The organism is Tautonia sp. JC769 (genome assembly GCF_040717455.1).
Lineage (GTDB): Bacteria > Planctomycetota > Planctomycetia > Isosphaerales > Isosphaeraceae > Tautonia.
The window spans coordinates 17,434-29,206 of sequence record NZ_JBFEFH010000046.1; the positions used below are offsets into that span (position 1 = coordinate 17,434).

Sequence of the window (11,773 nt, forward strand, 5' to 3'; positions counted from 1 at the left end):
AACCGTGAGGATCGAAAACGACCCCGCGGAACGTGTTGGTCCGCGGGGTCGTGATCCGACTCCCGGCGTCCCGGGGGAGATCAAGGAGTCGGGACGGGTTGATTCACTCCGGGTCGGGGGATCGGGGGGACCGAGCCGGGGCCGGGCGAATTCGGGGTGTTGCCGTCGGTGTCGAGGCGTTCGAGCCCTTCTTTCAGGTCTGGGGCGGGAATCACCCGGATCGAGAGGGCTTCGGCCCGGATCATCCGACCCTGACCGGCTTGATCGGCCTGGCCCGACTGGTCGGCCTGGCCGGGACGCGGCTCGGTCGGGTCTTGACCGGCCTGGCCGGGACGCGGCCGCTCCGGCTGGTCCTGATCCAGGCGGGGCCGGCCCTCGTCGGTGCGGGGCTGATCCTGCCGAGGATTGAGCATGGGGCGATAGGTCACCTCGACATACTGCCCGACGTACAACCCCCGATAGGATTGCGGGGCGGGCTGGCCGTCCTCGGCCGCCGGGGCCTCCGACCCGGGGCGCGCACCCGGCACTTGCTGGCCGGGTTGCGTGCCGGAGGCAGGCTCATCGGTGGCGTTGGGTCGGCCGGGGCGGTTAGCGTCGTCGTCGGCCCGGATCAGGGTCTGATCGGTCGCGAGGAACTCATACGAGAGCATGTCTTCTTGGCGTCGCTGTCCGGTGGCGGCCAGGGCGTCGAGGCCGGCGGGAGGCTCCTGGATCGCCCCCTCTCCCGGCCGCGGAGACTCGCGATCGCTCGGGGGCTGATCGGTTCGGCCCTGCCCGCCGGGCTGATCGCCGGCCATGCTCCGCGTGTTGACCACGATGGTCGCCCGCTGGCCAGCCGCTTCCGGGGACTGGAGGCCGGCCTGCTCGGGGCCTTCCGACGACGATTCCTGGCCGGTTTGCCGCGGCGAGGTCCCGACCCGGATCGAGGTGATCCGGCCCCTGATCGTCTGCTGCTGCTGCTGCTCCACCTGGCGGTCGTTGAGGCCCGGCCGTTCCGCCTGATCCCCCTGCCCCCGTGGCTGTTGCGGTATCTGGCGCTGTTGCGATTGTTGCCCCTCTGCCGGGTCGGCAGGAGTCTGCGCGTCCGTGGCCGTGGACAGGCTCAGGGCGATCGCGAGCGTGGCCGCTCCCTTCAGCGTGGTCGTCATCCGTCGTCTCCTGGCATCCTCGGGGTACTTTGATGGTCGTCTCACGTTGCCTCGGCTCCGTCCCATGGGAGGCGGGGGTGCGATCGGGTTCGTTCGCACGCGGCGGGAGCCTTGCAAAGCAAATGCCGAAATCGAAGCATCCTTATGCCTGAAGTCGTTGTTTTCTTGTTGTGCATTTGCGGTGCGGCCGAGATTCGACGAACGACGCGCAGGGCGCGTTTCTTCGATGGAATGGCGTTGCCGGTCCGATTCGGGGCCGGAGTCGAGGGGGGACGATCGACGGCGTGTACGGGGGCCCTGCGCCTCCGGTCGTCCCCGGGGACGACCGGATGAGAGGGAGCCGCGATGGGGGCCCGTCTTCAGGCCGAGGCGTCGGCCTTCAGGTCGATCTTCGGGAAGAGCGGGGTGACCTTGCCGTTCTCGAGCGGGGCGGTCACGCGCAGGTCGGGGCCGGGGGGCCGATGGGTCGTGTCGGCGTAGGACACGGCGTCCCAGGCCTGGGCCTCGCCGAAGTTGAAGGCGGCGTAAAAGACCTCGGCGGTTCGGGGGAGGAACGGCTTGATCAGGATCGCGACGACCCGAAGCGCCTCGGCCAGGTTCACGAGCACGGCCTTCGTGGCCTCGGGGTCGGTCTTGGCCAGCTTGAACGGCTGGGTGGCCTCGATGTAGCGGTTGGCGGCGTCGAGCACCTCGAGCCAGATCCGTTGCAAGGCCGTCGCGTACTGGAACGAGCCGACGAGCGAGCGGAGGTCGTCCACCAGGCCCGGCAGGTCCAGCTCGGCCCGCCAGGCGGTCGGATCGATCGACGACGAGCCCTGCAACGAGCCGTTGAAGTAGCGCTGGGTCATCGCCAGCGTGCGGCTGTAGAGGTTGCCCAGGTTGTTGGCCAGGCCGGTATTGTAGGTCTCGGCGAAGCGCTCGAAGGAGAACTCGCCGTCGCCGCCGAACGGGCACTGGCTCATGAAGTAGTAGCGGAACCCCTCGCTGCTGAACCGGCGGATCAGGTCCATCGGCTCGACGATGTTGCCGATGGATTTGCTCATCTTCTGCAGGACGCCGCTGGCGTCGTCCTTGCGGTAGACGAAGCCGTGGGCGAAGACCGCCTTCGGCAGGGGAAGGCCGGCCGACATGAGCATGGCCGGCCAGAGGGCGCAGTGGAACCGGGTGATGTCCTTGCCGATCACGTGCGTGTTCGCCGGCCAGTAGCGCCGGAACTTCGCGTCGTCGTTGCCGTAGCCGAGCGCCGTGATGTAGTTCAGCAGGGCGTCGAACCAGACGTAGATCGTCTGCTCCTCGTCGAAGGGGACGGTGATGCCCCAGGTAAACCCTTTGCGGCTGATCGAGACGTCCTGGAGCCCCGACTTGACGAGGTTGACGATCTCGTTGCGGCGGCTCTCGGGCTGGATGAACTCGGGGTGCGCCTCGTAGTGGGCGAGCAGGCGGTCCCGGAAGCCTGAAAGCTTGAAGAAATAATTCTCCTCTTCGACGATCTTGAGCGGGGTGTTCGGGTGGTTCGGGCAGGTGCCGCCGGCGGCCTGCACGTCCTCGATGGTCTTGAACTCCTGGCCGGAGGGCGAGACGGCCTCCTTGGCGGTCTTGAACTCCTCGCACCCCTCGCAGTAGAGCCCCTGGTAGGGGCGCTTGTCGATGTCTCCGGCGTCGTAGACGGCCTGGATGAACTGGCGGCAGCCGGCGTGATGCCGCCCCTCGCTCGTCTGGATGAAGTCGTCGAACGAGATGTCGAGCGCCCGCCAGACGTCCTTGAACTGCGCGGCCATGTCGTCGACGTACGGCTGCGGCTCGACCCCGAGCTCCTGCGCCCGCTTCGAGACCTTGATCGTGTTCTCGTCGTTGCCCATCAGGAAGTAGGTGTCGAGCCCTTCCATGCGGCGGAAGCGGGCCTGCACGTCGGCGCCGATCTTCTCGAAGGCCGTGCCGATGTGCGGCCGGCTGTTCGGGTAGTCGATGGCGGTGGTGATGAAGTAGGTCGAGGCTTGGCTCATGATTCGGTTCGATCCATCAAGGCGGCGTCCCCGCGGCGCGGAGGGGAAGCTCGGCCGGGGCTCGGGTCGTGCCGGCCGGATTGGACGGACACGCGGGGAGGCGGCGTTCGCCCCGCCGTCGAAGGCGATCATTCTAGCAAGTCGGGCGGCCGACCCACCAACCATCAGCCGCCCGGTCGCCCTCCCCTTCGGCCGCCGCCCCCGGCGATCAGGCCCCCGACCCCCCGGCGACCTTCTTGAAGTAGTCGTGATCCGGGAGCAAGACGACGACCGCCTCGTCGGAGTCGGTGTCGAAGTCCCAGAGATACCAGAGGCGGCACACGGGGCAGGTGGAGAGCATCCGCTCCGGGAACTCGTCGTCGGGCTGGTGCAGGGTCATCTCGCGGTCGCAGGAGAAGCAGACGATGCTCGACAGCGGCGTCTCACCGAGCGAAACCCCCATCACCGTGACCGCCGCGCTCGTGCTGACCCTGCGGAACGTGGCCATGCTCGGGGCTCCCGTGACCCTTCCTCGACGAATTGCGGGACCGGCGACGCGTTTCGGGGCTTCATCTCGGAGACTGGTCGGATTTCTTCCGAGACAAACGTCACGGGCAAAAATGAGGCCATCTCTCAGTTCCAGACGCCTCGAAGTGCCCGATCCGACCGGGGCCTGGGCGGGGTCAGCCGATCGGGGCGGCCCCGCCGGTCGCCTCTTCCATGATCTCGTGATCGGTCCAGGCGTCGACCGGGCGGGCCGGCCCCAGGACCCCCCGGCTCATCACGGCGATCCGGTCGCAGACGCCCATCAGCTCGGGGAGGTACGAGCTGACCATGATCACCGCCCTCCCCTCGGCCGCCAGGGTGCCGATCATCCGGTAGATCTCGGCCTTGCTTCCCACGTCGATCCCGCGGGTCGGCTCGTCGAGCAGGAGGATGTCGGCCTGCTGGTGCAGCAGGCGGGCCAGCGCGACCTTCTGCTGATTCCCCCCGGAAAGCGCGCCGATCCGCTGCTCCGGACCCTGGGTGCGGATGCGCATGGCCTCGATCCAGCGTCGGGCTTCGATCGTCCGCGACCGCAGCCGCAACCAGCCGAACCGGGCGTAGCGGCCCAGGGCGGACAGCGTCAGGTTCTCCTCGACCGACCGGGCCAGGGCGAGCCCCTCGGCCTTGCGGTCCTCGCTCAGGAAGCCCATCCCGTCGCGGATGGAGCGCCTCGGGCTCGTCGGCAGGACGCCCCGGACCCCCTTGATGGTGACCCGGCCCGATCGGACCGGATCGAGCCCGAAGATCGCCCGCAGCAGCTCGGTCCGTCCGGCCCCCACCAGGCCGCTGATCCCGAGCACTTCGCCCCGGTGCAAGGTCAGGTCGGCCCGCCTCGGCAGGCGACGCCCGGCCAGCCCTTGCAGGTCGAGCACCGGTTCCCCTGCCCGGTGCGGCACCCGAGGGAACATCTCCGTCAGGTCTCGGCCGACCATCGCCGCGATGATCCCCCGCAGCGAGGCCCCGGCCATCGCCCCCCGGTCGACCGCCCGGCCGTCGCGCAAGACCGTGTACCGGTCGGCCACCCGCCTCACTTCTTCGAGGAAGTGGCTGATGTAGACGATCGCCAGCCCGCGCGACCGCAGCCGATCGATCACGGCGAAGAGCCGCCCCGCGTCGCGCTCGGTCAACGAACTGGTCGGCTCGTCGAAGACGATGACCCGGGCGTCGCTGACCAAGGCCCGGGCCACCTCGATCAGCTGCTGCGCCCCCACGCTCAGCGACCCGGCGACGGCCTCGGCCCGGATGTCCAGGTGCTCCAGCAGCGCCAACGCCTCGCGGACGATCCGACGATGCGCCCGCCTGCGGACCAGGCCGAGCCGCGTCCGCTCCTGCCCGAGCATCACGTTCGCCTCGACCGACAGGTGCGGCGCGATCGCCAGCTCCTGGTAGATCATCGCCACGCCGTTCGCCAGGGCGTCTCGCGGGCCTTTCGGGGCGTACGGCTCCCCGTCGAGCGTCATGGCTCCCGCATCCGGCCGATAGGCCCCGCTGAGGACCTTCATCAAGGTGCTCTTGCCCGCCCCGTTCTCTCCGATCAGGGCATGCACTTCCCCCGGATACAGGTCGATCGACACGCCATCGAGCGCCCGGCTGGCGCCGAATCGCTTGGCGACGTCTCGCATCGACAGCAGGGGCCGCATGGCCTCATTCGGCGTTTTCTCGATCGGTGTTGCGTCCACGGGGCACCTTCATCGCTGTCATCGAACCACCACTCGGGCTCGCGCCCCGATCGGGGCATGATCGAAACCGCATCCACCCCACGCTCAACCCGGCGGCAGGCCGCCGTCCATGGTAAGGCGACGGTTTTGCCCTGACGACTGCCGAGCGACCTGATTTCTCGACGCCGGATCATCACTCCCCGCCCCGCCGGGCACCAAAAGCTGGCGCCGTCAATTCACCTCAGCGGGGCACGCTTCCCGTAGGACGGAAACGAAGGGGGTGCTCCGAGATGGAACTGCAAGCATGGATTGCGAGCGGGCAGCGGTCCGTTACTCAAACAATCTGTTGACTATTTTATTGTTCGGGCCGATAATCTGGAGAACTTAGTCCCCTTCGAATCGGAGAATTTCCATGAGTGCACTCGGTCGACCCATCGCAACGCGGCTGGAACGCCCCCTCGCCGACCTCAGGATTTGGGGCGGGACGCTCCTCACTCCGCTCCGCCTGATTGTCGGGTGGACCTATTTCTCTGCCTTCTGGCGCCGCCTGGTCCTGGAGAACAAGCTCCTGCCGGGCGAGCCAGGCTACATCGGCGAGAAGTTCAACCACTTCCTGCCCAATGCCCTGGGGATTGGGCCGATCATCGAGTTCTTCGTCAGTCACCCCGAGCTGCTCTGGTGGAAGCTCGTTGCCTTCACCATCGTTGAGGGGGTGGTTGGGCTGGCATTGATGGCGGGACTGCTGACCCGAGCAATGGGGGTCGCGACGAGCCTGCTGGCCCTCGGCATCCTGCTCGGGGCCGGCTGGCTGGGGACGACTTGCCTGGACGAATGGCAGATCGGCGTCCTGGGCATCGGTGGCGGGCTGGCCTTTGCCTACGCCGGCGGCGGCCGTTATTCTGCGGACTACTTGCTCGCCAGGCGGTTCGGCGCCGGCAAGCCGGGCCTCCTGTCGTGGGCCCGGGGTGTCGCGCCGTCCGAGGCCCCCATCATGGGAAAGCTGGTGATTGTCTCGAGTGTCGCCGCCTTCGGTCTCACACTGCTGACCAATCAGGTCTTCCACAATGGCGTCTGGGGAGACTTGCACAACAAATCGGTGCGGCCGGTCGTCGAGCTGTCGGAAGCCGAGGTCCGCGGGGACGAGCTGAAGGTGCGACTGTATCGGGTCGAGGGGGCCGATGTGTACGGCTCCTTCGCCATCGGCCTGCGACTGCTGGATGATGCGGGCGCGATCGTCGCGGAGTGGTCGGCCGACGAGCTCTCCCGGCTGCCCGACGACGCCATCGACAACCACTATGTGGCCCGCATTCAGCCGGGGACTCATAGCCTCGTCCTGCCGCTTGGTGCCAAGGCGGATGTCTCGCTCCGACATCCCGAGTTGACGCAACTGGGGGCGGGGGATTACCGCGTCGAGCTCCTGGATATCAGCGGCCTGAGCTGGACGACGCCGTTGCAGGTCGGCTCCAAGCATGTCCCTACAGGGAATCTCGACGATGGTCGACGCGAATAAAGACGAAATCTTCGAGAGCCTGGCCTCGATGGGGCAGGCTCTCGGGAATCCGCACCGGCTGAAGATGGTCAGCCTGCTCAGCCATGGCGAGAAAACGGTCGAGCGACTGGCCGGGGCCATCGGCCAGTCGCTCGCGGCGACGAGTGCCCACCTGAAGGTCTTACGCAATGCCGGCCTGGTGACGGCCGAGAAACGCGGCCGCCACGTCCACTATCGCCTGGCCGGCGACGAGGTCTCTGCCCTGTGGCTTGCATTGCGTGACCTGGGCGAACGCCTCCGGCCCGAGGTCCGCGAGGCGATCGGCTGGCTGTCGGGCGATGGTGACGTCCTCTGCCCGCTCGACGAACAAGACGTCTGGGAGCAGGTTCGGCAGGGTCGGGGCGTGCTCGTCGACCTGCGTCCCGCCGACGAGTACGCGGCCGGGCACCTCCCGGAGGCGTGCCATCTGCCGTTCGAGGAACTCGACTCCCGGGCTCGTGAACTGCCGACAGGCCGCGACCTCTTGGTCTATTGCCGAGGGCCGTACTGCCTGATGGCCATCGAGGGCGTGCGGCAACTGCGAACGCGGGAGTACCCCGCCCGGCGGCTCCGATTCAGCGTCCCGGAATGGAAGGCCGCCGGGCTGCCGGTCGTCTCCTCCTGAGGGCGAACTCCGCCCGAGTGGTGATGGTTTTCCCTTCAGCCCCCTGTCCTACAAGCTCGCCCAGCTTGCTTCGGGCTCGCCCTGGCGACGCCTCTGAGCCCGGGCAATCCACCGACGCTCATTTCAACGGGTGACTTGGAATCGTCATCGGGACGATCGGAACAACCCCGCCCCTTCCAGTGCCCTGCTCGCGCCGAAGCGCTTGGCGACGTCTCGCATCGACAGCAGGGGCGCCTCGGCCTCGTTCTCCGGCGTCGTTCGATCGATCAAGGGTGCGTCCTCGGATCACCTGCGTCGGTTGGCATCGGATCGGGAATCGGGCGTTCGGGAGGCCCCTGGCTCGTCCGCAGGTCGAACAGGTTCATCAGGCTCTCGAAATCGACGGGCTTCACGAGGTGATGGTCGAAGCCGGCCTCCAGCGATCGGAGTCGGTCCTGGTCCTGGCCGTAGCCGGACGCGGCGATGATGAGCGAGGTCCTGCAGCCTTCCTCGCCCCTGAGCCGCCTGACGACCTCGTAGCCGTCCATGCCGGGCAGGCCGATGTCCAGGAGCACGATCTCGGGGCAGTGGCTCCGGGCCATCTCGAGGGCCGACGGGCCGTCGTAGGCGAGCTGGACATCGTGCCCGAGGAGCTTCAGGATGCGGGCGAGCGCCGTCACCGTGTCGACGTTGTCGTCGACGATCAGGACGCGGGCCCCCTGGCGATCCGCCCGGGTCGCGGGCTCCTTCGGGCGCGTCTCCTCGGCCGCCGACGGCTCCAACGCGGGCAGGCGGACCACGAACTCGCTCCCCTTGCCGGGGCCGTCGCTCGCGGCGGTCACGGTCCCGCCGTGCATCTCGACGAGCTTCTGGACCAAGGTCAGGCCGATCCCCAGCCCCCCCTCGGAGCGGGCGATCGTCCGGTCGCCCTGGGTGAACAGGTCGAAGATCCGGGGCATCAAGTCGGGCGTGATCCCCATGCCCGTGTCCCGGACCGTGATGACAAGCTCGGGGGGCTCGCGGCGGGCGGCCAGCGAGACGCGGCCCCCGGCGTCGGTGTACTTCGCGGCGTTCGTCAGCAGGTTGACGAGGATCTGCTCCAGCCTCAGGGGATCGGCCTCGAGGCGCAGGTCGTCCTCGGCCAGCGCGATGCTCAGCTCGTGGCTGCGCTCCTCCAGGAGCGGTCGGACGGCCTCGACGGCGGTGCCGACGACCGGGGAGAGCCGAAGCGGCTCCTTCCTGAGGCTGATCTTGCCCCAGGAGAGTCGAGAGACGTTCAGCAGGTCGTCGATCAGCCGGGCGAGGTGCTTCACCTGCCGCTGGACGACCTCCCTGGCCCATTCGAGGTCCCCGTCCGAGTTCAGCCGGTCGAAGAGCTGGACGGCGTGATTGATCGAGGCGAGCGGATTGCGCAGCTCGTGGGCGAGCATGGCCAGGAACTCGTCCTTGCGGCGGTCGTTCTCGGCCAGCCGCTCGGCCCGGGCGTGCAGCTCCCGCTCCAACTTCCGCCGGTCCCCCACGTCGTGGAAGACGAGGACCACCCCCTTGACCTGGCCTCCCGGCTCTCGGATCGGCGCGGCCGAGTCGTCGATGGCGTACTCGGTCCCGTCCCTGGAGATCAAGAGGGTGTGGTTGGCGAGCCCCACCACGACCCCTTCTCGGAGGCACTTCGTCACCGGGCTCTCGACCGTCTCGCGCGAGGTCTCGTTGATGATGCGGAAGACCTCGTCCAGCGGCAGGCACGACGCCTCGGCCTCGGCCCACCCCGTCAGCCGCTCGGCGACCGGGTTCATGAGGAGGACGCGGCCCTCGGTGTCCGTGGCGATCACCGCGTCCCCGATGCTCGAGAGCGTCACCCCGAGCCATTCCTTCTGCTCCCGGAGCTCCTCCTCGGCCTTCTTCCGGAAGGAAATTTCCCGGCCGAGCTGCTCGATTTTCTGGTTGAGCGTCAGGAACCGGCTGACCGACACACCCTTGGGCACCAGGCGCAGCAGGATGACGGCCTCCGAGAGATCCGAGGCCGGGTCGACGACGCTCCCGTCCGACCGGCACGCGACGACCTCGCCGTCGGCCCGCCGCAGGCCGAGCGAGCCGAGGACCGGCTCCGAGGTCCTCGCACACCGTCGGAGATAGGCCGAGACGGCCTCGGGAGGCTGGGCCGTGATGGCGGACAGGGGCCGCGATCGGAGGCTTTGCGGCTCGAAGCCGAGCCGGGCGAGCCGCCGGTTCGCCCCGAGCACGACCCCGTCGCCCGAGACGAGGAGATGGGCCTCCGGCAGGCGATCGATGAGCTTGAGGTACGCCTCGACGGGCATGGATGCGTCTACCCCCTGAAGTATTCGCGGCCGGTCGCGGCCTCGGCCTCGGGGGTCGGCTTCAGGTGGACCACCACGCGGCAGCCGGGGGCCCCCTCGGCGATCGTCTCCTCGAGGACCACCTTCGCGTAGCCGAGGTGATCCGACGCGATGCCGCCGAAGACGTTCGAGGTCATCATGCACATCGCAGGGCGGCCGACGACCTGCTCGGCGAAGGGGCAGGCCCGGTTGCCGAAGACGATCTTCTCGTCGTCCTCCTCGATGATGTAGAAGTCCCCCCGGATCCGACGCTTCAGATCCACGAGCACCGCGGCCACCTGCCCCCTGGAGAGTTCCGGCACGGCCAGGGCCGCCTTGTAGTGCTCGTTCAGGTGCTCGCCGACCTTCTGGCCGACGACGCTCACGAATCCCGAGGCCTCCTCCAGCCCCACCACCTCCTGGAGCGTGCCGGCCAGTTCCCGGATGAGCGTCCGGAGGAAGATGTCCCGCTCCAGCGGGATCGGCAACGCCTGCACGATGGCCAGGGCCGACGTCGAGTCCGGTCCGATGGATTCCACACGCTCCCCCTTGGATCAGTCGCCTCTTGAGTCAATTCGCGTCGATCTGCCGATCGCTTGATTCCTCCGGGCGCGATTGTACCACCGAACCGGCCCCCGAGTTGAGCCTCCCGGCGAAGGGAACCCCTTCACCGGGCCGACCTGAGCATCCCCGCCCCTTCCAGCGCCCGGAGCATGCCGAAGGTGCTCGACTCGTTCGGCGCGAAGATGCCGTCGACCTGCCCCCGGTATCGCGTCACCAGTTGCTGCGACTTCTCCAGCGCCGTCGCCGCCGTCGCCCCGGCGTACTGGTCGTTCGAGACGAAGGTGATCTCGGGGAACTCGCTCTGCATCGTGTCGAGGAACCCCTGTTCCCGCTGCTCGGTGCTGGCCGAGCCGACCGCGTAACGCAACAAAATCGCCCGGCCCTGCCCCTCAAGCAGTTCCCCCAGCCGGCGGGCCGCCAGGGCCCCTCCGTTGTAATTGTCGGTGGCAACATAGCTCACCGGCTTCGGCGAGTTCAGGGCCGAGTCGATGATGACCACCGGGATCCCCCGGTCCACCGCCTGCTCGACCGGGCCGACCAGCGCCCTGGCATCGAGCGGCGCCAGCACGATGCCATCAACCCCCAGCGCGATCGCGTTCTGCACCAGCTCAATCTGCTGCTGCCGGTCGTCTTCCTTCTGCGGGCCCTTCCAGAGGATCTCCGCGTCCATCTCGTCGGCGGCCGTCTTGGCCCCGGCGTGGATCGTCTGCCAGAACTCGTGCGTGGTCCCCTTCGGGATCACCATCACCCGCCATTTGCGCGTTTTCTGGCCCGAAAGGCTGGCGTTGGCCCCGTGCTCCAGCTTCTCGGGGTTCAGCAGGGCCGCGATCTCCGGCTCCTCCATGTTCTCGGGCGTGACCAGCGTCTCGCCCGTCGAGACCTCGGCCTCGACCTCCCGGCCTTCCAGGTGGTCGATGAGGGTCTTCACCCCCAGATACCCCATCCGCTGCGGGTTCTGAAGGACCAGGCCCTGGATCTCGCCGTCGCGGAGGGCCTCGACCAGCGGAGGACTCCCATCGAAGCCGACGAACGCGACCGCGCCCGACCCCGACGCCCCCCCCGACGGCGATGCCCCGGCCCCCCCCTGCTCCGGAGCCACGCCGCAGCCGACCCCACCCCACAGCACGGCGACAAGCGCCGGAACCCCCCAGCTTCGGCCGATCATCGGGATCGCCCTCCGTTGTCACTCGATTGTTCGACTCGGTCGCCCCGCGCCACCATTCAGAGAAGTTGAACCGCCATCGTAGATCGGGCGAAAAGGACCGGTCAACCCGCCGCCACCGAGACGCAAGCGACGACGCGATTGAAAATGCCCCGATGCGTAAGTCCCGGTCGTTGCACACCTTTTCGCCACAGTTTCCTCACAAAATCGGGTAGGGTGTTGACGACGCCCGATCCTCTGGTAGCATA

10 protein-coding genes are annotated in these 11,773 nt (G+C 68.1%); 2 read left to right on the forward strand and 8 right to left on the reverse strand.

The window, feature by feature from the left end:
- Positions 1-80: 80 nt before the first annotated feature.
- The 4 genes from AB1L88_RS26130 to AB1L88_RS26145 form a co-directional block, all read right to left on the reverse strand.
- The gene (locus tag AB1L88_RS26130; RefSeq protein WP_367099660.1) at positions 81-1,148 is read right to left on the reverse strand and encodes a hypothetical protein; all 1,068 of its coding nucleotides are present in this window, start codon (positions 1,146-1,148) and stop codon (positions 81-83) included.
- Between the two features lie 359 nt (positions 1,149-1,507).
- Positions 1,508-3,151 carry a methionine--tRNA ligase gene (metG, locus tag AB1L88_RS26135; protein ID WP_367099661.1) on the reverse strand — a complete coding sequence of 548 codons (1,644 nt, stop codon included), beginning with the start codon at positions 3,149-3,151 and terminating at the stop codon, positions 1,508-1,510.
- A 208-nt stretch (positions 3,152-3,359) separates the two neighbouring features.
- Positions 3,360-3,638 (reverse strand): hypothetical protein, encoded by a 279-nt coding sequence (locus AB1L88_RS26140; protein WP_367099662.1) that lies wholly within the window; start codon positions 3,636-3,638, stop codon positions 3,360-3,362.
- A 175-nt stretch (positions 3,639-3,813) separates the two neighbouring features.
- The gene (locus AB1L88_RS26145; protein WP_367099663.1) at positions 3,814-5,355 is read right to left on the reverse strand and encodes a sugar ABC transporter ATP-binding protein; all 1,542 of its coding nucleotides are present in this window, start codon (positions 5,353-5,355) and stop codon (positions 3,814-3,816) included.
- 391 nt (positions 5,356-5,746) lie between these two features.
- Here AB1L88_RS26145 and AB1L88_RS26150 point away from each other — a divergent pair, with 391 nt between their 5' ends.
- Positions 5,747-6,844 (forward strand): TQO small subunit DoxD, encoded by a 1,098-nt coding sequence (locus AB1L88_RS26150; protein ID WP_367099664.1) that lies wholly within the window; start codon positions 5,747-5,749, stop codon positions 6,842-6,844.
- Entirely contained in the window at positions 6,828-7,487 is a 660-nt protein-coding gene (locus AB1L88_RS26155) for a metalloregulator ArsR/SmtB family transcription factor (RefSeq protein WP_367099665.1), read from the forward strand. Before AB1L88_RS26150 ends, AB1L88_RS26155 begins: the two co-directional genes overlap by 17 nt.
- A gap of 144 nt (positions 7,488-7,631) precedes the next feature.
- Here the strand turns inward: AB1L88_RS26155 and AB1L88_RS26160 are convergent, their stop codons facing one another.
- From AB1L88_RS26160 to AB1L88_RS26175, 4 genes are all read right to left on the reverse strand, one after another.
- A complete protein-coding gene (locus tag AB1L88_RS26160) occupies positions 7,632-7,757 on the reverse strand; it encodes a hypothetical protein (protein ID WP_367099666.1) in 126 nt (41 codons plus the stop codon).
- Positions 7,754-9,781, reverse strand: a complete 2,028-nt coding sequence (locus tag AB1L88_RS26165; RefSeq protein WP_367099667.1) for an ATP-binding protein — start codon at positions 9,779-9,781, stop codon at positions 7,754-7,756. Before AB1L88_RS26165 ends, AB1L88_RS26160 begins: the two co-directional genes overlap by 4 nt.
- 8 nt (positions 9,782-9,789) lie before the next feature.
- A complete protein-coding gene (locus AB1L88_RS26170) occupies positions 9,790-10,329 on the reverse strand; it encodes a methanogen output domain 1-containing protein (protein ID WP_367099669.1) in 540 nt (179 codons plus the stop codon).
- A 137-nt stretch (positions 10,330-10,466) separates the two neighbouring features.
- Positions 10,467-11,528, reverse strand: a complete 1,062-nt coding sequence (locus tag AB1L88_RS26175; RefSeq protein ID WP_367099668.1) for a substrate-binding domain-containing protein — start codon at positions 11,526-11,528, stop codon at positions 10,467-10,469.
- Positions 11,529-11,773 lie beyond the last annotated feature (245 nt).

What these genes read in the sequence shown, in the direction of transcription:
- AB1L88_RS26150 (WP_367099664.1), top strand. Translation starts at nt 5,747, where the DNA reads ATGAGTGCACTCGGTCGACCCATCGCAACGCGGCTGGAACGCCCCCTC.
- AB1L88_RS26165 (WP_367099667.1), bottom strand. Translation starts at nt 9,781, where the DNA reads ATGCCCGTCGAGGCGTACCTCAAGCTCATCGATCGCCTGCCGGAGGCC.
- metG (WP_367099661.1), bottom strand. Translation starts at nt 3,151, where the DNA reads ATGAGCCAAGCCTCGACCTACTTCATCACCACCGCCATCGACTACCCG.
- AB1L88_RS26175 (WP_367099668.1), bottom strand. Translation starts at nt 11,528, where the DNA reads ATGATCGGCCGAAGCTGGGGGGTTCCGGCGCTTGTCGCCGTGCTGTGG.
- AB1L88_RS26140 (WP_367099662.1), bottom strand. Translation starts at nt 3,638, where the DNA reads ATGGCCACGTTCCGCAGGGTCAGCACGAGCGCGGCGGTCACGGTGATG.
- AB1L88_RS26155 (WP_367099665.1), top strand. Translation starts at nt 6,828, where the DNA reads ATGGTCGACGCGAATAAAGACGAAATCTTCGAGAGCCTGGCCTCGATG.
- AB1L88_RS26130 (WP_367099660.1), bottom strand. Translation starts at nt 1,148, where the DNA reads ATGACGACCACGCTGAAGGGAGCGGCCACGCTCGCGATCGCCCTGAGC.